This is a genomic window from Labrys sp. 22185, from assembly GCF_052045555.1.
GTDB classification, from domain to species: Bacteria; Pseudomonadota; Alphaproteobacteria; order Rhizobiales; family Labraceae; genus Labrys; species Labrys neptuniae.
Genome location: NZ_JBQEPH010000001.1, coordinates 787,937 through 807,957, shown reverse-complemented (window position 1 = coordinate 807,957; position 20,021 = coordinate 787,937). Strand labels below are relative to the sequence as shown.

General features: G+C 62.7%; 19 protein-coding genes. 7 read left to right on the top strand and 12 right to left on the bottom strand.

From position 1 onward, the window contains the following. Positions 1-319: 319 nt before the first annotated feature. The 3 genes from ndk to ACTJKX_RS03765 all read right to left on the bottom strand — a co-directional run bounded on the left by ndk (position 320) and on the right by ACTJKX_RS03765 (position 2,481). Complete coding sequence (ndk, locus tag ACTJKX_RS03775) at positions 320-742, bottom strand: nucleoside-diphosphate kinase (RefSeq protein ID WP_149254567.1); 423 nt, start codon at positions 740-742, stop codon at positions 320-322. Positions 743-999: 257 nt separating this feature from the next. Further along, complete coding sequence (aqpZ, locus tag ACTJKX_RS03770) at positions 1,000-1,692, bottom strand: aquaporin Z (RefSeq protein ID WP_440724417.1); 693 nt, start codon at positions 1,690-1,692, stop codon at positions 1,000-1,002. A 366-nt stretch (positions 1,693-2,058) separates the two neighbouring features. After that, positions 2,059-2,481 (bottom strand): VOC family protein, encoded by a 423-nt coding sequence (locus ACTJKX_RS03765; protein ID WP_311933151.1) that lies wholly within the window; start codon positions 2,479-2,481, stop codon positions 2,059-2,061. A gap of 319 nt (positions 2,482-2,800) precedes the next feature. On the opposite strand from ACTJKX_RS03765, the gene ACTJKX_RS03760 reads away from it, so the two are divergent. The 3 genes from ACTJKX_RS03760 (at position 2,801) to ACTJKX_RS03750 (ending at position 5,836) form a co-directional block, all read left to right on the top strand. Further along, complete coding sequence (locus ACTJKX_RS03760; RefSeq protein ID WP_440724416.1) at positions 2,801-4,660, top strand: ABC-F family ATP-binding cassette domain-containing protein; 1,860 nt, start codon at positions 2,801-2,803, stop codon at positions 4,658-4,660. Positions 4,661-4,680: 20 nt separating this feature from the next. Beyond that, positions 4,681-5,163, top strand: coding sequence for an ester cyclase (locus ACTJKX_RS03755; protein ID WP_440724415.1), 483 nt, complete (start codon positions 4,681-4,683; stop codon positions 5,161-5,163). A gap of 337 nt (positions 5,164-5,500) precedes the next feature. Beyond that, positions 5,501-5,836, top strand: coding sequence for a hypothetical protein (locus tag ACTJKX_RS03750; RefSeq protein WP_440724414.1), 336 nt, complete (start codon positions 5,501-5,503; stop codon positions 5,834-5,836). A 6-nt stretch (positions 5,837-5,842) separates the two neighbouring features. On the opposite strand, the gene ACTJKX_RS03745 is transcribed toward ACTJKX_RS03750, so the two are convergent. The 6 genes from ACTJKX_RS03745 to ACTJKX_RS03720 form a co-directional block, all read right to left on the bottom strand. Then, positions 5,843-6,619: an amino acid ABC transporter ATP-binding protein gene (locus ACTJKX_RS03745; protein ID WP_415083716.1), complete on the bottom strand. Its 777-nt coding sequence runs from the start codon at positions 6,617-6,619 to the stop codon at positions 5,843-5,845. A 1-nt stretch (position 6,620) separates the two neighbouring features. Continuing rightward, on the bottom strand, positions 6,621-7,277 hold the full coding sequence (locus ACTJKX_RS03740) for an amino acid ABC transporter permease (protein WP_440724413.1): 657 nt from the start codon (positions 7,275-7,277) through the stop codon (positions 6,621-6,623). Beyond that, complete coding sequence (locus ACTJKX_RS03735; RefSeq protein ID WP_367625649.1) at positions 7,277-7,924, bottom strand: amino acid ABC transporter permease; 648 nt, start codon at positions 7,922-7,924, stop codon at positions 7,277-7,279. The genes ACTJKX_RS03740 and ACTJKX_RS03735 overlap by 1 nt, the downstream gene beginning before the upstream one ends. A gap of 155 nt (positions 7,925-8,079) precedes the next feature. Then, positions 8,080-8,901 carry a transporter substrate-binding domain-containing protein gene (locus tag ACTJKX_RS03730; protein WP_440724412.1) on the bottom strand — a complete coding sequence of 274 codons (822 nt, stop codon included), beginning with the start codon at positions 8,899-8,901 and terminating at the stop codon, positions 8,080-8,082. Between the two features lie 237 nt (positions 8,902-9,138). Beyond that, the gene (locus ACTJKX_RS03725; protein WP_440724411.1) at positions 9,139-10,272 is read right to left on the bottom strand and encodes an acyl-CoA dehydrogenase family protein; all 1,134 of its coding nucleotides are present in this window, start codon (positions 10,270-10,272) and stop codon (positions 9,139-9,141) included. Next, positions 10,269-11,417, bottom strand: coding sequence for a CaiB/BaiF CoA transferase family protein (locus tag ACTJKX_RS03720; RefSeq protein ID WP_440724410.1), 1,149 nt, complete (start codon positions 11,415-11,417; stop codon positions 10,269-10,271). The genes ACTJKX_RS03725 and ACTJKX_RS03720 overlap by 4 nt, the downstream gene beginning before the upstream one ends. A gap of 90 nt (positions 11,418-11,507) precedes the next feature. Here ACTJKX_RS03720 and ACTJKX_RS03715 point away from each other — a divergent pair, with 90 nt between their 5' ends. Continuing rightward, on the top strand, positions 11,508-12,437 hold the full coding sequence (locus ACTJKX_RS03715) for a LysR family transcriptional regulator (RefSeq protein ID WP_394309866.1): 930 nt from the start codon (positions 11,508-11,510) through the stop codon (positions 12,435-12,437). 28 nt (positions 12,438-12,465) lie between these two features. Here ACTJKX_RS03715 and ACTJKX_RS03710 read toward each other — a convergent pair whose 3' ends face one another. Genes ACTJKX_RS03710 through ACTJKX_RS03700 form a run of 3 tightly spaced genes read right to left on the bottom strand, consistent with a single transcriptional unit; the run spans position 12,466 to position 15,039 of the window. Then, positions 12,466-12,912: a DNA polymerase III subunit chi gene (locus ACTJKX_RS03710; RefSeq protein WP_367625645.1), complete on the bottom strand. Its 447-nt coding sequence runs from the start codon at positions 12,910-12,912 to the stop codon at positions 12,466-12,468. Positions 12,913-12,925: 13 nt separating this feature from the next. Continuing rightward, positions 12,926-13,546, bottom strand: coding sequence for a glutathione S-transferase family protein (locus ACTJKX_RS03705; protein ID WP_440724409.1), 621 nt, complete (start codon positions 13,544-13,546; stop codon positions 12,926-12,928). Continuing rightward, positions 13,543-15,039 (bottom strand): leucyl aminopeptidase, encoded by a 1,497-nt coding sequence (locus ACTJKX_RS03700; protein WP_415083726.1) that lies wholly within the window; start codon positions 15,037-15,039, stop codon positions 13,543-13,545. The genes ACTJKX_RS03705 and ACTJKX_RS03700 overlap by 4 nt, the downstream gene beginning before the upstream one ends. 293 nt (positions 15,040-15,332) lie before the next feature. Here ACTJKX_RS03700 and lptF point away from each other — a divergent pair, with 293 nt between their 5' ends. Genes lptF through ACTJKX_RS03685 form a run of 3 tightly spaced genes read left to right on the top strand, consistent with a single transcriptional unit; the run spans position 15,333 to position 20,019 of the window. Further along, positions 15,333-16,499 (top strand): LPS export ABC transporter permease LptF, encoded by a 1,167-nt coding sequence (lptF, locus tag ACTJKX_RS03695; RefSeq protein ID WP_311933166.1) that lies wholly within the window; start codon positions 15,333-15,335, stop codon positions 16,497-16,499. Beyond that, on the top strand, positions 16,496-17,575 hold the full coding sequence (gene lptG / locus ACTJKX_RS03690) for an LPS export ABC transporter permease LptG (protein ID WP_440724408.1): 1,080 nt from the start codon (positions 16,496-16,498) through the stop codon (positions 17,573-17,575). Before lptF ends, lptG begins: the two co-directional genes overlap by 4 nt. Continuing rightward, the gene (locus ACTJKX_RS03685; protein ID WP_367625641.1) at positions 17,575-20,019 is read left to right on the top strand and encodes an LPS-assembly protein LptD; all 2,445 of its coding nucleotides are present in this window, start codon (positions 17,575-17,577) and stop codon (positions 20,017-20,019) included. Before lptG ends, ACTJKX_RS03685 begins: the two co-directional genes overlap by 1 nt. Positions 20,020-20,021: the final 2 nt, after the last annotated feature.

Here is a 20,021-nt window from a genome sequence, read left to right as displayed (position 1 = left end):
GGTGATGAAGGTTATGGGTGATGCAACGCCGGTGCGGCGTCCGAATGCAAAGGACTCAGCAGCGACAACAACTGGTCATGGCGATCCCCTCCACAGGTTCCGCTTGCGGGGAAATCAGAGCTGCCCGCTCGTCGTGGTGGAAGGGTGCGTCAGCAACATGAATGTGTCAATTATTTTCTATAGAATTAGTAGAAAATTAAAATTCAAAAAAGACGGATCCAATGGACCCGCCTTGAAGGGTGTGTGCCCCCGGGGGCAAGGCGCACTCAAACCGAGCGCACCTCGTGGTGCCTATCAGGCCAGCAACCTGTCGATCGGCTCAGCCGACGATCTCGTTGCCCGAGAAGAACTGGCCGATCTCGATCTTGGCATTGTCGAGCGAGTCCGAGCCATGCACCGAGTTCTCGCCGACGGAGAGCGCGAAGAGCTTGCGGACGGTGCCTTCGGCGGCATTGGCCGGGTTGGTGGCGCCCATCACTTCGCGATGCTTGGCAACGGCATTCTCGCCTTCCAGCACCTGCACGACGACGGGAGCCGAGATCATGAACTCGACGAGTTCACCGAAGAAGGGACGCTCCTTGTGCACGCCGTAGAAGGTCTCCGCCTGCTCGCGGGTCATGCGGACGCGCTTCTGGGCGACGATACGCAGGCCAGCCTTCTCGAACACGGCATTGATGGCGCCGGTGAGGTTGCGGTTGGTCGCGTCGGGCTTGATGATCGAAAAGGTGCGCTCGAGAGCCATGGTCGTCCTGGTTTCTTTGGGTTGAGGTGAGCGGCTTATAGCCATGCCCCTGTCCGGCTTCAACCCCCGCCGCGAAGCGCATTCGCGGAGAACGCCTGTTTACTCCGGTTCCCGGCAGTGGCCGCGCCGTCGCCCTTCCTGCCGGCGTCGTCAAATCGGTGGGCGCCATGGCGGCACGAACCCCTGATCTCCCCACGCAAAAAAGCGGCGACCGGATGAACCGATCGCCGCTTGAAAGCCCCCTATCCGGGCGTGCCTCAGGCCTGCTCAGGCTCCAGCAGCACCTTCCAGATCAGGCCGCCCACGATGGCGCCGACCAGAGGCGCAACCCAGAACAGCCAGAGCTGGTTCACCGCACCGGTCTGCGCGAAGAAGGCGACAGCCGTCGAACGGGCCGGATTGACCGAGGTGTTGGTGACCGGGATCGAGATCAGATGGATTAGCGTCAGGCCAAGGCCGATGGCAATCGGCGCAAAGCCGGCCGGCGCCACCTTCGAGGTCGAGCCCAGGATGATGACGAGGAAGGCTGCCGTCAGTACGATCTCGGCGATCAGGCAGGCGATCATGTTGTATTTGCCGGGCGAGAGGTCGCCATAGCCGTTAGACGCAAAGCCACCGACCTCGAAGCCGGTCTTGCCTGTGGCGATGGCATAGAGCACCGCCGCGCCGACGAGGCCGCCCACGACCTGTGCGATCCAGTAGGGAATGAGCTCAGCCCAGCTGAACCGGCCACCGACGGCCAAGCCCAGCGAGACGGCTGGATTGAAGTGGCCGCCGGAGATACCGCCGACCGCGAAAGCCATGGTCAGGACGGTCAGGCCGAAGGCCAGGGCGACGCCCGCGAAACCGATGCCCAGTTCCGGGAAAGCCGCCGAAAGCACGGCGGCACCGCAACCGCCGAAAACCAACCAGAACGTTCCGAAGAACTCTGCCGCGAGTTTTTTAATCATGTCTCATCCATTTGGGCTTGTCTAACGAGAGGTTGCTTGGTTCACGCCGTGAATGACTCATCTTCATGGACCAATTTTTTCTGTCGCCCGGCATATAAAACTGACGTTGGGGAACGCACTAATATTCTACCTCCCCACTCGCCACAGACAGATGAAGTATCATGATTCTGGCGCAACACCATGAATCAAATGCTGGATTCGTGAGTGCAATCCCAGCAATTGGTTAAAAATGGCGGTGGCGGACTGCCAGATTCAGCAAGACCAAGTCCCTACCTCACGAAGCGGAAGGTCGGGAAAGTTCTCCTTGCGGACTACTAAAAAGCGAAAGCCCCCTCTCCCATGCCCTGTGGCTTCCGCGCCGCGTCCTCACGCCGGCGGCAGAAAGGCCGGATTGAAAACGACCTCCCACAGATGCTCGTCCGGATCCTGGAAATAGCCTGCATATCCGCCCCAGAAGGTCTTCTGGGCTGGCTTGACCAGGCGTGCTCCTGCTGCGATCGCCCGCTGCATCACGGTATCGACCTCGGCCTCGCTGCCGACATTGTGACCGAGGGTGAATTCGGTTGGACTGCGCGCCGACTGCGCGATCCCGGCATCGTGGGCGATGTTGGCGCGCGGAAATAATGCGAGCTTCAGGCCGTTCTGCAGATCGAAGAAAGCCACCGAGCCATGCTTGAATTCGCGACCGATGATGCCTTCGGTCGGCAGGCCGAGGCCGTCACGATAGAAATGCAAGGCGGCTTCCAGATCGTCCACGCCGATGCTCAGGACGCTTACATACGGTTTCATGATGAAAACTCCTCCTCCGTACATGGCTTGCGGGGAATCCGCGATATTCGCTTATGCCAACCGTCAAACGCCCGACTCGATCGTCATTGCGAGCAGAGCGAAGCAATCCAGGGTCGGAAAACGGCGCACTCATGGCTCCTGGATTGCTTCGCTCCGCTCGTAATGACGGAGAAGATAAGCCGCAAATCAAATTCCGACCGTCATACTGTGCCATCATCTCGATGCCTGCCTTGAAGATTTCGGCCAAATACGCATGCGACTCGAGGACAGGGCCATTGCATGATTGCCCTGCCGCCCGGCTCATGCCAAAAGCCCGGCCATGTTGCATGTGAACGGCCTTACTTATCGCCTGGGATCGCGCGTCCTGTTCGACAACGCCACCGTGGCGCTGCCGCCGGATGCGCGCGTCGGCTTCCTCGGACGCAACGGCACCGGCAAGACCACCTTGTTCCGCATGATCATGGGCGAGGTTTCGCCCGATCTCGGCAGCGTCTCGGTGCCGCGCGGCATGCGCATCGGCCGTGTCGCCCAGGAAGCGCCGGGCGGGCCGGAAACCCTGATCGAGGTGGTGCTGGCGGCCGACGAGGAACGCACGGCCCTGCTGGCCGAGGCGGAGACCGCCAGCGATCCCCACCGCATCGCCGAGATCCAGACCCGCCTCGCCGACAAGAATTCCCATGCTGCGCCGGCGCGGGCCGCCACCATTCTGGCGGGCCTAGGCTTCGACCATGCCGCGCAGAGCCGCGCCTGCTCGGAATTCTCCGGCGGCTGGCGCATGCGCGTGGCGCTGGCCGCCCTGCTCTTCACCGAGCCGGACCTGTTGCTTCTGGACGAACCGACCAACTATCTCGACCTCGAAGGCACGCTCTGGCTGCAAGATTATCTCGCCTCCTACCCGCACACCGTGGTGGTGATCAGCCATGACCGCGATCTCCTCAACGCCTCGGTCGACTACATCCTGCACCTGACCGAGGGCCGGCTCGAACTCTATCGCGGCGGCTATGACGGCTTCGAAAAGCAGCGCCGGGAAAAGCAGGCGCTCAGCCTGAAGCTGAGGAAGAAGCAGGAAGACCAGCGCCGCCACATCCAGTCCTTCATCGACCGTTTCAAGGCCAAGGCCACCAAGGCGGCCCAGGCCCAGTCGCGCATGAAGATGCTGGCACGCATGGAGCCGGTGGCCGCGATCGTCGACGAGGAAGTCAGGCCCTTCGACTTTCCGCCGCCCGCCAAGGAATTGTCGCCGCCGATCATCGCGCTGGAAGGCGCCAGTGTCGGCTATGGCGAGCGCACCGTGCTGTCGCGGCTCGACCTGTCCGTCGACAGCGAGGACCGCATCGGCCTGCTCGGGTCCAACGGCAACGGCAAGTCGACCTTCGCCAAGCTGCTGGCCGGGCGCCTCGCGGCCATGGCCGGCCGCATGCGGCGCTCCTCGGCGCTGAAGGTTGCCTATTTCGCCCAGCACCAACTCGACGAACTCAATCCGCAGGCCTCGGCCCGCGACCATGTCGCCGAGATGATGGTTGGCGCCACCGAAGCGCAGATCCGCGCCCGCACCGCCCAGATCGGTTTCGGCGCCGACAAGGCCGATACGCCGGTCGCCAACATTTCCGGCGGCGAGAAGGCCCGCCTGCTGATGGGCCTGGCCACCTTTGGCGGCCCGCATCTGCTCATCCTGGACGAGCCGACCAACCATCTCGACATCGACAGCCGCCAGGCCCTGATCCAGGCGCTCAACGACTATCCCGGCGCGGTGATCCTGATCAGCCATGATCGCTATCTGCTCGAAGCCTGCGTCGACCGGCTCTGGCTGGTGGCGGACGGCACGGTCAAGGGCTTCGACGGCGACATGGAGGATTATCGTCGCCTGGTCCTGGCCAAGCCGGTCGTGGAGAAGAACGAGCGCAACGGCGAGCCGACGCAGCGCCAGGCCAATGCCGCCCGGCGGGCGCAAACCGCAGCCGACCGCGAAAAAGTCCGGCAGATCGAGGCGGCGATGGAGAAGCTGCAGGCCATCATTGTGGATCTCGACGAGAAGCTGTCGCGTCCCGGCCTGTTCGAGCGCTCGCCCGACAAGGCGGCCGAGATGGCCAAGGCACGCGCAACCGCCGAAGAGAGGCTGCTCCTGGCGGAGGAAGCCTGGCTCGAAGCCAGCGCCGCTCTGGAGGAAGCGTCTTCATAAGACCTAAGCTGGAGACAGATATGGATGATCGGCGCAGACTAGCGATCCTGGGCGGGCTGGCCCTTGCAGGCGGCGTGAGCCTGTCGGCGCAGGCGCAGGAACCCAACGCCGCCGAGCGCTTCGCGGCCCGGCTGAATGCCCACGACATTGACGGTTTTGCCGCCCTGTTCGCGCAGAGCTACATCAACAACCAGGCCAGCGCCGCCGCTCCGACCCGCAAGGACCTCAGCGCCAAGCAGGCGACGGTGGCCTTCTTCCAGGCCCGCCTCACCGCCATGCCCGATTTGCAGGTGACGATCGAGACGCAAGTGCGCCAGGGCGACAAGGTCGCGGCCAGCTTCGTCTACAGCGGCACGCACAAGGGCCCCTATTTCGGCATCGCCCCCACGGGCAAGACCTTGCGCTTCACCTCCTGCGACATCTTCCGCGTCGAGGCCGGGCTGATCGCCGAACACTGGGGCATGGGCGACATCGCCGGCGTCATGGCGCAGTTGAAGGGGTAGGCTAGCAGCTTTTGCCGGCGTGAGATTCCAAAGCCCTATTTCGTGAATGAAATAGCGGAGAAAGCCCGGGCAGGACATTGCATGCGTCCTGCTGGATAACATTGCACCTTATATGGCAAGATGCCGCTGAAACTGGACGCGAGAGGCCGTCGGATATCGGGAAGCTTGCGACCAGTTGCTCGGCGGGGCGGAGCGCTGGGCTCTGCCCTGGTCAATGATGGGCTGCGGTGACACCTGAATGAGCGTGTATGGTCCTTTTCACAGGCTCGGCGGTCCCGGAGGCGCAGGCTGTCGAGTAGCTGTTCTTGCCGTGACGGGAAAAGCACCTGATGGCACGATGGCGAAGGCTTCACTGCTCGATGCGGGTTCGGGAGCGAGCGAGATCGAGCTGCTACGGACAGTCGCCAGCGGCTTGGGGGTCACATGGGGGCAAGATGAAAACGGCTGGTGGGCCGCAGTCCCCGCAGATCCGATTTCTCAATTCGTCTCGCTTCACGCCAACACTGAAACCACTCCAGACAGTTACGCACTATTCCGTACGGACGACAATGGCGTGACGTTTCCTGTCGCGGAGTTCAGAACTCGCGAAGAGGCGGAACGAAAAGCCTCCGAGCTCGCACAAGGCGGACACAAGCAACATTACTTCATTGAGTTGATAGCCAAACGACCATAGTACTCTCTAGAAACTGTTGCGCTCGTTATAGGTCCGCAGGAAGGACTGGATGCGCTTGTCGGCCGGGTTGTGGAAGATCGCCGACGGCGTATCGACGGCGACCAGTTCGCCCGCTTCCATGAAGGCCACCTGATCGCCGACATGGGCGGCAAAGCCCATTTCATGGGTGACGACCACCATGGTCATGCCCTCGGCGGCAAGCTGCTTCATCACATTCAGCACCTCGCCGACCAGTTCGGGATCGAGCGCCGAGGTCGGCTCGTCGAACAGCATGAGCTTGGGTTCCATGGCGATGGCACGGGCGATGGCGACGCGTTGCTGCTGCCCGCCCGAAAGCCGGCCGGGATGGCTCGCCATCTTGTCGGCAAGGCCGACCTTGCGCAGCGCCTCCGCCGCACGTGCCTGGGCCTCGGCTTTGGAGAAACCGCGCACCTGGACAAGCCCTTCGGCGACGTTCTGCAGCGCCGTCATATGCGGCCAGAGATTGAACTGCTGGAAGACCATGCCGATGCGCCGGCGCATCTCGCGCAATTTGCCCGAACCCATGCGCTTGCCGCCCGGGGTCTCGTAGCCGATCAGCCGGCCATCGATGCGAATCTCGCCGGCATCATACTCTTCCAGAAAGTTGATGCAGCGCAACAGGGTCGACTTGCCCGATCCGGACGGCCCGATCAGGCAGGTGACCTTGCCGGGAGGTATCGAGGCCGAGATCTGCTTCAAGGCCTGGAATGGCCCGTAGAACTTGTCGACCTTGCGGATCTCGACGGAGGAAGCCTGTTCCATCTCAGCGTCTTTCGATCATGTAGTGGGTCACGCGGCCTTCCAGCCAGCGGCCGAGCCGGGAGACCAGTTCCACCAGGCCCCAGAAAAACAGGGCCAGCGCCAAAGTGGCTTCGAAATAGCGGAAGGTCTCGGTGATCATCCGGTCCACCTGGTAGCGCAACTCCGGCACCGTGATGGTGGAGAGCACCACCGTTTCCTTGGTCAGGATGATGGCGAAATTGACCAGCGCCGGCAGGGACGAAACCAGGGCGAGCGGCAAGAGAATGCGCCTGACGATGGCAAACTCGCTCATGCCGATGGTGCGCGCCGCCTCGATCTGCCCCACCGGGACTGCATTGAAGCCCGAGCGGAAGATCTCGGCGAAATAGGGGCTGCCATAGATCGACAGCCCGATCAGGCCCGCCGGCAGGGCATCCAGCCGCAAGCCGAAGGCGGGACCGCCATAATAGAGCACGTAAAGCTGGACCAGGAAGGGCGTGCCGCGAATGGCCTCGACATAACCGACCAGCAGCCAGCGCAACGGCGCCGGCCCATAGCGCTGGGCCAGGGCGATGACGAGGCCCAGGACCACCGAACAGACGGTGCCGACCAGCCAGCACAGCACCGTCATGCCGAAACCACGCAGCAGTGCTGGTCCGTAGTGAACGATCAGCTCCATTACGCCGCCGTCCTTCGTTCCAGGTACCGGCCGAGCGCGGCCAGGCACAGATTGATCACGAGATAGAGGCATCCCGCCGCGACATAGGCTTCGAGCGGGCGATAGCTTGCACCGGCCTCCGCCTGGCTGGCACGCGTGATCTCCCAGATGCCGACCAGGGAGACCAGCGAGGAGGCCTTCACGAGCAGGATGAGCTCGTTGACCAGCGCCGGCAGCGACAGCCGGACCGCCTGCGGCAGGATGATCCGGGTCCAGATCGAACGCGGCAGCATGCCGATGGCGACGGCCGCCTCGGCCTGCCCGCGCGGCAGCGCGTTGATGGCCCCACGCCAGATTTCGGCGACATAGGCGCTGGAGCACAAGCCGACGGCCAACACGGCCGCCACCATCGGCGGCACGTTGATGCCGGCAACCGGCAGGAGGTAGAACATCAAGAGCAGCTGTACCATCAGCGGCACGCCGCGAAAGAAGCTGATCCAGACCGCAGCAACCCGCCGCAATACAGGCGAGAGCGACAGGGCGCCGGCACAGATCAATGCGCCGACGAGAAGCCCGATCGCGATGCCCAACAGCGAGACGATCAGGGTACTGGGTACTCCCAGCGCCAGCGCATGGAAGCTTTTGACGAAGGCATTCAGCGAAAACATGCGAACGGGACCAGCGACCGAAGCGCGGCGTCACCAAGATGCCGTGCGTTCCCAAAGCAAGGTGTGATCCTCGCGAATCGCACCTTGCTCCGGCTCTTCATTGCGACGTGCCTTTCCGATCCGACGAGTTCCGTCAAACCGGAAAACACCTCAGGTCACTTGGCCGGCACTTCCAGCGGCAGCTCGGTATATTTGCCAAGCCACTTTTCCTGGATCGCCTTGACGCGGCCATCCTTGGTCATCTTGACGATGGCATCCTTGATGGCGCCGGCAAAGCTGGCGCTGTCGTCGCCCTTGCGGAGCACCCAGGCAAAATAGGTCGGCTTGCCGAAGGTCGACACTTCAGGCAGGGCGAACACATCGCCGCGCTGCTTGACGAGATAGGCAAGATTGGGCGCCGAGCCCGCCACGGCATCGAGGCGGCCGGCGGCCAGATCGGCATAGGCCTCATCGGTCGTGCCATATTCCTTGATGGTCACATTGCCGACCTTGGTGCCGAATTCCTGCAACTGCTTGAACTGCGCCGTGCCCTGCTGCACGCCGACGGTCTTGCCGGCGATGTCCTCGGGCTTGTTGATATCCTTGTTGGCAGCGGCCTTGACGATGCCGACGGTCGCATCGGCGATCGGCAGGGTGAAGGTATAGCGCTCGAGCCGTTCGGGCGTGATCGTCACCGGCGCGATGACGATGTCGAATTTCGACACTTCGAGGCCGGGAAGCTGGGAGGTCCAGGGCAGGTCCTGATAGACGGGTTCGACGCCGATCTCCTTGGCGACATTGTCGAACAGGTCCTTGGTCATGCCCTGATAGGTGCCGTCGACGACCATGTCGAACGGCGCATAGTGCATGTCCGTTGCCGTCACGATCTTACCGGCGCTCTTGACGCCGGCCAGCTGATCGGCCGACGCCGCCAGTCCCGAGCCCCCGACAAGGGCAAGCCCGAGCAGCGCACCGCGCAATAAGGTTCCGATTTTCATTATGTTCTCCACCTGGATAGGCTTTGGATTGAACCCGCTTTTTTTGGCATCGTCGAGAGCGGATTTCGCAATCGCCCCGCAACAGTTTCTCAGCGGCGACGGCCCCGCATCGCTCATGGGGAGGTATCACCATCAGGACGTTGGAGCACAAGATACGTATCGGCAAAATCACATCCTTGTTCCCCTTCGTTGCGGGGCGCCTCTACGATTTGAGACCTCCATCAAGTCGCGGAACACTCAGGCGAGCAGCATGCGCGCTATGATGTTGCGCTGTATCTCCGATGAGCCCTCGTAAATGCGCATGATGCGAACATCGCGCGCCATTCGTTCCAGGGGCAATTCCTGGGAATAGCCATAGCCGCCATGGATCTGCAGGGCGCGGTCGATGATCGCCCCGGCCTTTTCTGAGGCAAACAGCTTGGCCATGGAGGCTTCCTTCGAAAAGCGCTCGCCCTTCTCGCGCAGGGAGGCGGCTCTCAGCCCCATCAGGCGCGCCGCATCGAGTTCGGTCGCCATGTCGGCGAGCATCCATTGCAGCCCCTGGAACTCGCCGATCGGATGGCCGCCCACCCGACGGGTCCTGGCCCATTCCACCGCCATGGCCAGGGCCTCACCGGCCATTCCGGTACACATGGCGGCGACTTCGGTGCGACCATTGTCGAGCGTTTTCAATGCGGTCCTGAAGCCGCTTCCCTCCGGCCCGAGCATCGCCTGCTCGCCGACGCGGCAGTCGAACTCGATCTCGAACACATGCCCGCCGCGCAGGCCCATCGTCTTTTCGGGGGGACCTACCCTCACTCCCCCTTTTGCGGGCTCGACCACAAAGGCGCTGATGCCGCGTGCGCCCGCCGCCGCATCGGTCTTGGCGAAGACGACGATGAAATCGGCATGCGCTGCGTTGGAGATGAAATGCTTGACGCCGCGCAGGTGATACGATGCGCCGTCCCGTATGGCTCGGGTCGTCATGTCGGCCGGATTGGAACCGGCCCCCGGTTCGGTCAGGCCGAAAGCGCCCAATGTCCTGCCGGCCGCCGCATCCGGCAGATAGCGGCCGCGCTGCGCATCGTCGCCGCCGATGAGGATTGCATCGGTGGCGAGAAAATGCGCGGTCATCATCGAGACGGTGGAGCCGCAACCGGCCGCCAAGGCCTCGACGGCGAGATAGAGCGCCACCGGCGACAGGCCGGGGCCGCCCCATGCCTCCGGCAGGTTCATGCCCATCGCGCCCAGTTCGGCCAGAGCCGGTATGTGCCGTGCCGCGAAGGTCCCGTTCGCATCGATCTCACGGGCATTCGGCTTGAGGACATCTTCCGCGAAGCGGCGGATCTGCTCGACCACCGCGAGGGTGTCGGCATCCGGTTCGAAATTCATTGCTGTTCCTCCTGCGCGGCAAGGCGGGCGAGAATGTCGTGCGTGTGCTCGCCGAGCCGCGGGGCTCGCACGGGCCGGCCACGCCGGGAGCCCGAAAAATGGGCGGGCTGTTCCGGCAGGGGAACCGTGCTCCCTTGCCGGAAAAGGCCACGTTCGCGCGCCTGCTCGGAATCGATCGCCTGCGCCACGGTGCTGATCGGCGCCACGGGTATGCCGGCTGCCGCCAGGACCCTCACGACCTCGCCGGTCGGCCTTGCGCCTGTCCATCGCTCCACACAGACGCGCAAGGATGGTTCATTGTCCGAGCGCAGAGAATCGCTGCGATAACGCGGATCGCTCGCCAGTTCGGGCTGCCCGATGGTCGCGGCAAAATCGGCAAATAATTTCTCGTTGAGGACCGCAATCACCGCGTGGCCGTCCATGGTCCGATAGGCCCCGAATGGCGCCGAGAGTGGGTGGCGGTTGCCGACACGCATCGGCACGGCCCCCGTCGCCAGATAGCGGCACGCTCCGGTCGGCAGCAGCGACAGCAGCGCATCGAACATGGCGAGATCGATATGGCAGCCGCGCCCGGTGCGCTCGCGCTGCCACAGCGCGGCGGTAACGGCCCAGGCGCCATACAGCCCAGCGCCGATGTCGCCGATCGCCTCGCCGACCAGGGTCGGCGGCCCGTCCGGCATGCCCGTCATCGCCATCAGCCCGCTCTCAGCCTGCACGATGATGTCATAGGCTGGCCGATCACGCCCGACGCCGTTCTGTCCGAAACCGGAAATGCTGAGATAGACGAGATCGGGATTCTCGCCGACGAGATCGGCATAGGCGATACCGAGCCGGGACGCGACGCCCGGCCGGAAATTCTCGACCACGACGTCCGCCTGGGCGGCCAACCGCCGCGCCGTGATGCGGTCGGCCTCGGCCTTGAGGTCGAGCACGATGCTGCGCTTACCGCGATTGGCAAACTCGAACATGGCGCTGTCATCCCCGACGAACGGGCCGACATGGCGATAGTCGTCGCCGGCGCTTCCCTCCACCTTGATGATATCGGCGCCGGCGTCGGCGAGGAGGGCGGTGGCGAAGGGGCCCGCAAGCACGCGCGAGAAGTCCAGGACGACGAGGCCCTCGAGCGGCAGGTCAAATCCAGTCATGGCTGTTCCTTGATGCCTGCGCAGGATTTGACAGCCCATGAATAAAGGCAAATATTCTTATTGCATTAAGAGAATAAGTTTTTCCTATTCATGGTCACCGTCCGCCAACTGAGCTATTTCGTGGCTGCCGCCGAGCATGAGGGCACGGCGCAGGCGGCACGCGCCCTTCATGTCTCCCAGCCGGCGATTTCCGTGGCGATCCGCCAATTGGAGGAAAGGGTCGGTCAGCCCCTGTTCGTGCGCCGCCACGCTCAGGGCCTCGTCCTCACCCAGGCCGGGCGCGACAAGCTTGCCGAAGCCCGCTCCATTCTCTCGCAGATCAATGCCTGGGCTGCTTCCCCCGGCGTTTCGTCCGGGCGCCAGACCTTCGTCGACGTCGGCTGCCTGACCACGCTGGGCCCGCTGCACATGCCGCCGATCATCAGCGCCTTTCGCCACTCCCACCCACATGTCGAGGTGCGGATGCGGGAGGGCGACATCGAGGAATTGCACCGGCTGGTCGACAATGGCCTGATCGAGGTCGCTCTGCTCTACGATCTCGACCTCGGCCGAACCGGCGCGGCCGAGACGGTCGCGGAATTCCAGCCCTACGTGCTCGTTCCGGCCGGTCACCCGCTTGCCGACAAGCGTCGCGTCCGGCTGCAGGACGTCGCCGCGTGGCCCCTGATCCTCATCAACCTGCCGCACAGCCGCGACTATTTCCTGGCGCTGTTCCGCCAGGCGGGTGTGACACCCACCCTGGGCATGGAAGCACGCACGATCGACATGGTACGCGGCCTCGTCGCCAACGGTCTCGGCATCGCGCTGCTGACCACACGCTCCCGGTCCGGTGTCAGCGAGGATGGCCTGCCGCTCGCCATCGTGGAGCTCGAGGATGCGCTCCCCCCGCAGAAGGCAGCGATCATCACACCGCGCCAATTTCCGATCACCTGGATGGCAAGCGCGTTCATCGACCATGTCCGCGCGCATTTCGGGCAGAGCCAGGAAACTTCGTCGGCCGAGGGACAGCAGTGCACCTAGATCGATCGCCGATCCGGTCGGACCTGGCCTAAGCCTTCTTCTCCCAGCGTCCCTCGTCGCTCTGCTGCCAATAGGTCGCGGCAAAGCCGAGTTCCTTGGCCTGCTTCCACTGATCCCGCGCCCCTTGCACCGCATCGGCGTCATTGCCGTCGAACATCAGCACGATGCGCTCATAGCTCGGGGCATCCGCCGGCAAGGGCGCGCCATCGACGAGGAAGCGGATCGCAGCGCCGTTGGGATTGCCCTCATGCGTCACCAGCACGATCGGCTGGGCGGGACCATCGTCGCTCTCCAGCCCATGCGGCAGAAAGGCTTCGTCATTATAGGTCCAAAGCACGTCGTCGAGTGCACGCAGCCGCTCCTGCGGCCCCTGCACCGCGCAGCGCCAACCCCGCTGCAGGGATTTTTCCAGAAGGCCCGGTAGAACCCGTTCGAGCGGGGCTCTCTGCAGATGATAGAAGAGCAATTCCGTCATCGCCTCGCCTTTCTCAATAGTGGCTCTCCCGGGAGCGTGTCCTCACCATGGCAGGCGCGTTCCGCACGGAATGCCACCATTCTTTCAGAACCGGTACGCGAGCGATCAACTCGCTTCCGGCCGAGACACTGTCGGCAACGGCCAGGACCGGCGCGAGGTAGCACCAAGCCAGGTTGGGAGAAAGTCCCACGCCCCCCTCACCCACCAATTCTTGCAAGGCACGCAATGCCGTCTCCGCTTCCGCCAGCATCTCTCGAGTGGGCATCGTGCCATCACGCCACCACAGCGGCACGTAAATTCCCCAGACGAGCGGTCGATAGGCGTAATGATCGACAACGCGCATGATCTGACGCATGCGTGCCGCGGTGCGTGCATCCGCAGGCACCAACGAAGGATCGGGAAGCAGTGCCTCTATATAATGGGCAATGGCGTCGGTCTCATAGACGACCGTGCCATCGATCTCGATGCTCGGGATACGCCGGAACGGATGGCGCCGTTCATAATCATCCGGTATACCCCTGTCGTCAAAAATGTCAGCCATGACAAAGTCATGACCGACATTCTTCAAATCGAGAACCAGCCGGATGATCCGCGTATAGACGCTGTCAGGCGTGCCGAACAGCGTGATCCTCACCCCTCGTAATGCTCCGCCACCAGCCGGTCGAGCAGGCGCACGCCCCAGCCCGAACCCCAGCTACGGTTGACGTCGCTGGCGGGCGAACCCATGGCGGTGCCGGCGATATCGAGATGGGCCCAGGGCGTCTCGTTGACGAAACGCTGCAGGAACTGGGCGGCGGTGATCGACCCGCCATTGCGGCCGCCGGTGTTCTTCATGTCAGCGAATTTGGAATCGATCAGCTTGTCGTATTCCGGGCCGAGCGGCATGCGCCAGACCCGCTCGCCCGTCGTCTGCCCGGCCACGAAGAGGCGCCCGGCCAATTCGTCATTGTTGGAGAAGAGGCCGGCATATTCCTGGCCGAGCGCCACCATGATGGCCCCGGTGAGGGTGGCGAGATCGATCATGAATTGCGGCTTGTACTTGTCCTGGATGTACCAGAGCACATCCGCCAGCACGAGCCGGCCCTCGGCATCGGTGTTGATGATCTCGATGGTCTGGCCCGACATCGAGGTGACGATGTCGCCCGGGCGCTGGGCATTGCCGTCCGGCATGTTCTCGACCACGCCGATGGCTCCGATCACATTGGCCTTGGCCTTGCGGGCGGCAAGCGCATGCATCAGCCCGACCACGCAGGCCGCACCGCCCATGTCGCCCTTCATGTCCTCCATGCCGGAAGCCGGCTTGATGGAAATGCCGCCGGTGTCGAAGGTTACGCCCTTACCGATGAAGGCAACCGGCTTGGCCTCGCGATTCTTGGCGCCGTTCCAGCGCATCACCACCAGCCGGCTGTCGTGCTCGGAGCCCTGGCCGACGCCGAGCAGCGCCCCCATGCCGAGCTTCTTCATCGCCTTGACGTCGAGGATCTCGATTTCGACGCCGAGTTCCTCCAGTTCGGCCGCCCGCTTGGCGAAGGCTTCGGGGTAGAGCACGTTCGGGGGCTCGTTGACCAGGTCGCGCGCGAGCCTGACGCCGTCGGCGATCGCCTCGCGCGACTTGCCGGCCTTCTTGGCTGCGCCATCGACGCTGCTGGCGATCGTCAGTTCCAGCACCTTGTTCGCCGCATCGTCCTGCTTGCGCGTCTTGTAGCGTTCGAACTTGTAGGCCCTCAGCCGGGCGCCGAGGGTGAAGTCAGCCACCTGATCGGCGGTGATGGCGGCATCCGGCAGGTCCAGCACCACAGTCGCCGACTTTGCCGAAGCCGGCAGCTTGCCGACCACATTGCCTCCGGCCTTGACCCAATCGGTGCGGGCGCTGTCCTCGGCCTTGCCGAGCGAAACCACGATCACACGATCCACCGTCAGGCCCAAGGGCGCAAGAATGTCGAGGGAGGTCAGCGCCTTCCCCTTGAAATTATCGGCGGAAGCCGCACGTTTGACCAGACTGCCGATACCCGGTAGAGCAGCTTCCGTTTCAGGCGATACCGCCAAATCGATATTTGTGAATATGACGGCAATGCCGTCGGCAATTTTCTCGACTTTTGAAAAAGACAGTTTCAATTCGGAAACCATAATTAATGCCCATTCCAAGCGAAGTTTCTCAATTATCGCCCATTCGTGGACACTATCGAGAAACTTTGCAAGCGGTTGATATTCTGCCGATTCCTTCTCCCCGCGCCAATGGCTCGGGGAGAAGGAATCGGCTTGGAAGCTGCCGCGCGGTTGACGGCTTGTTGGGACTTTTGCATGTCAATCCGTAACCATGTCTACAACAATCCGCTCGCAGCCTCGCTCCTGCCATACAAACGTCTCGCCTCCTGCCTAGCACGAGGCTACAAGCAACGGGTAGGAGACCCGAAAAGGCAATGAACCTCGTCAGCCGATATATTGCCAGACAGTTTGGCTTTGCCTTCCTGGTCTGCCTCGTCGTGCTGACGCTTCTGGCCTGGATGGTCGGGGCCCTGCGCGAATTCAACGTCATGACGGCACAAGGCCAGTCCGTGCTGGTCTTCCTGGCCATCAGCTCGCTTGCCTTGCCGGCGCTGGTGGTGGTGGTCGCACCGCTGGCGGTCTTCCTGGCGGCCGTGTGGCTTCTGCAGCGGCTCAATGCCGGCTCTGAACTCGTCGTCCTCAACGCTGCGGGCTATTCCCCCTCCCGGCTGATCACGCCCTTTGCCGGCATTACTGGTCTCGTCGCTGCGGGAATTGCCGCCGTCACCCTCTATATCCAGCCCGCCAGCCAGCATGAGCTGACCGCCTGGCGCGTCGCGGCAGCGGCCGACGTGGTGCAGCACTTCCTCAAGGAAGGCCAGTTCACTGCCCTGCGCGGCTTCACCTTCCATATCCGTGAGCGCCAGCCCGACGGGACGCTGCTCGGCATTTTCGTGCAGGATGCCCGCGACAAGGGCAAGACCAAGACCTACATCGCCGGAACCGGCAAGATCGTCGATACGGCGACGGGGCTGGTGCTGGTTCTCAACAACGGCTCGCTGCAGCAGCAGGAAGGCGGCGCTTCCTCCGACGCCTCCATCGTCACCTTCGAGCAATATCAGTTCGACCTCTCGCAGCTCGCCCGCGACGACAACGACACCATCAACTACAAGCCGCGCGACCGCTACACCAGCGAACTGTGGAATACCCAGCCATCCGAGATGAAGGGACAGGCCGAACGCGGCCGCATTCGCGGCGAACTGGTGGATCGGTTTACCGCTCCCCTCTATCCGATTGCCTTCATGCTGGTCGCCCTTGCCTTCCTGGGCCAGGCACGCACCACCCGCCAGGGGCGAGCCAGCGCGATCGGCTTTGCCATTCTGAGCGTGCTGGTGGTGCGCATTCTCGGCTTCATCGCCACGCAGAGCCTGAGCGTGCATTCGGCCGGCGGCGTCTATATCGCATTCGGCGTGCCGATCCTGACCTCTCTGATCTGCCTTGCCGTGATCACCGGCCATCTGCGCCTGTCGCTGCCGCGCGGAGTGACGAACTGGTACAATGAGCTGACTTCGCGCCTCGCCAACCGGACGGCGCGCGCATGATCATGACCTCCACCCTCGGCCGCTACCTCAGCAAGCGCTTTCTGATCGCCATTTTCGGCGTGCTTGCCTTCCTGTTCGTCATGATCTTCCTACTGGATTTTGCCGAGACCAGTCGGCGCGCCAGCGACCTGCCCCGCGTGTCCGTGGGCTCGATCGCGGCCCTCTCCCTGCTGCGAACACCGTCCATCATCGAGCAGACCCTGCCCTTCGTCTTCCTGTTCGGGGCCATCATTTGCTTCGTCAATCTCAGCCTGCGGCTCGAGCTGGTGGTGATGCGCGCCGCCGGCCTGTCGGTCTGGCAATTCCTGGCTCCGCCGATCATCTGCGCCATCCTCCTCGGCATCCTTGCGGCAATTGCCTTCAACCCGCTCTCGGCTGCGCTGAAGACCAGGAGCGACCTGCTCGACACCCGCGTCTTCGGCGCCCGCCAGATCCGCGACGACGACAAGAGCCGCTGGATCCGCGACGGCCAGGCCGTCATCCATACTTCGGCGGAGAACAGCGACGACGGCACGCTGACGGGCGTTACCATCTATGCCCTCGATGCCGACGGTCGCTTTGTCAGGCGGCTGGAAGCCGATACCGCAAAACTTGACAAGGGCGCCTGGCATCTATCCAACGTCCAGGAATTCATTCCCAACCAACCGGTCAAAACGTCGGAAAGCATTGATTTTCCTAGTAATTTGACCAAGTCCCAGGTTGACCAGAAATTTGCGGTGTCTGCGGACAGCGTGTCTTTCTGGAGACTCCCGTCATCAATCGCACAACAGGGCGCCGCGGGACTTGATGCAAATGACTACCGGTTGCAATATCAGACGCTTCTAGCTCGTCCCCTGCTGCTCGTGGCGATGGTGCTGATCGCCGCGACGGTATCGCTGCGGTTTGCGCGCCTTGGCGGTATTGGTGTGATGATCTTGAGTGGAATCGGGGCGGGTTTCTTGCTGTATGTCGTAACCAAAATGGCCAAGGATCTGGGCATTGCGGGGCTGGTTGCGCCGGCCGTCGCCGCTTGGACTCCGGCTGCCATTGCGGCCCTGATCGGATTTACCGTGTTGCTTAACCAGGAGGATGGCTGATGCGCGTATCAGCTCGCCACTTCCTTACGACCATGCTGTGCACCACCGTCGCGGTTGCAGCGCTGTCGTTTGCGTTGTTGCCGTCGAAAGCCCATGCCCAGGAGAACCTGCTCGGGCCCTTGGGTGCGCGTTCCGATGGTGCCGGAGGTCAGGGCAGCTCCAACATGGTCCTCAAGGCCAGGGAGATGCAGTATGACCAGGACAACGAGGTCGTAACCGCCATCGGCACGGTGCAGATCTATTACAACGGCCGCGCCCTGCAGGCCGACCGCGTGGTCTATGACCGCAAGGCCAAGCGCGTGCGGGCCAATGGCAATGTCGTCATCACCGAAGCCGACGGCACCAAGACCTATGCCGATAATTTCGACCTGACCGACGATTTCAGGGACGGTTTCGTCAATTCGCTGAAGATGGTGACGGCGGACGAACTCTATATCGCCTCCAACCGGGCCGAGCGCACCGGCGGCAATGTCACCGTGTTCCAGAACGGTGTCTATTCGGCCTGCTCGCCCTGTGCCGACAATCCGCAGAAGCCGCCTTTGTGGCAGATCAAGGCCGTCAAGGTCATCCACAACCAGCAGGAGAAGATGATCTATTTCGAAGATGCTCGCTTCGAGTTCTTCGGACTGCCGATCGCCTACCTGCCCTATATGTCGACCCCCGACCCGTCCGTCACCCGCAAGAGCGGCTTCATCACGCCGCGCTATTTCCACTCCTCGCGGATCGGCTACGGCCTCGAACTGCCCTATTTCATCGACCTCGCACCCAATTACGATCTGACCCTGACGCCCGGCTATGCCAGCAGCCAGGGTCCGACGGGCCAGATCGAATGGCGCCATCGTACGCTCAACGGCGCCTATTCGGTGATGGCGTCGGGCGCCTTCATCAGCGACCCGGACAAGTTCGCCAATGAGGATATCGGCAGGCCGAACTGGCGTGGCTCGATTTCGTCCAAGGGTGAATTCTGGCTGAACGACAAATGGCGTTTCGGCTGGGACGGCTCGCTGCTGAGCGACAAATATTACTGGCGCGACTACCGCCTCGACAATCTGCGGGGCAAGACGGAGGCAACCTCCACCGTCTATCTGACCGGCGTCGGCACCAAATCCTGGTTCGATCTGCGCGCCTATTATTTTCAGGGCCTAACCACGGCCGACGTGCAGAAGCAGCTGCCCGTCGTCGCACCTGTGCTCGACTATGACTACATCGTCGACCGCCCGGTCTTCGGCGGCGAACTCGGCTGGAACCTCAATCTGACCAGCCTGACCCGCCAGCAGGCCGCCTTCGACAACATCCTGGGCTACAACTGCGACAATCTCACGCCGAAGACGCGGACGAACTGCCTGCAGCGCGGCATCGATGGCACCTATACGCGCGCCTCGATCAATGCCTATTGGAAGAAGACCTTCACCGATACCTATGGGCAGCAGTGGACCCCCTTCGCCTATGTTCGCGGCGATCTTGGCTTCACCCAGCTCGACGGCAATCCGGCCGACCAGTTCGTCAGCAACAAGAAGAACGACACTGCGGCGCGCCTGGTACCGGCCATCGGCCTCGATTATCGCTACCCCTTCATCTCGCAATCCGATTGGGGCACGCAGATCATCGAACCGATCGCGCAGGTCATCCTGCGCCCCAAGGCGATGCAGAGCGGCGTCTTCCCGAACGAAGACGCCCAGAGCCTGATCTTCGACGACACCAACCTGTTCGATTGGGATAAGTATTCCGGCTATGATCGGGCCGAGGATGGCTCTCGCGTCAATGCTGGCCTGCAATATTCGCTGACCACCAATGGCGGCGGCTACTACAACGCCATGTTCGGCCAGTCCTACTCCTTCGGCGGCACCAATTCCTTCACCAGGGGCGACATGGCCAATACGGGCCTGCAATCGGGCCTGGATCGCAACATTTCCGACTATGTCGCGCGTGTTTATCTGCAGCCGGTAAACAATTTCGCGATCCTGTCGGGTGCCCGCTTCGACCAGAAAAACTGGGACATGCGGCAGTTCGAGGTCGGCGCCCTCGGCACGATCGGGCGCCTGAAGGCCGACATCATCTATGCACGCTACGATGCCCAGCCCCTGCTGGGACTCGACGATCGCGAAGGCATCAACGGCAAGGCCGCCTTCAAGCTGAGCGAGAACTGGATTGCCAGTGCCGGCGCTCTCTACGACATGAGGACCAAGAAATTCTCATCTAGCTATGCCGGATTGACCTATGTCGACGCCTGCATTGCACTCGGCATGAGCGTCTCGCGCTCCTATGACACCACGTCGTTGAAATACGACACCACGGTGCAGTTCCAGCTGCAGCTGCGCGGCCTGGGTGTCAGCGGCAGTCCGAAGGAATTCACCGACAAGATCTGGAACAACGACTTCGACAATCTCAATGTCACCAAGCCGAGCAGCTATACCGACCGCTACGGCAATCTGAAGACTTTCTGAGA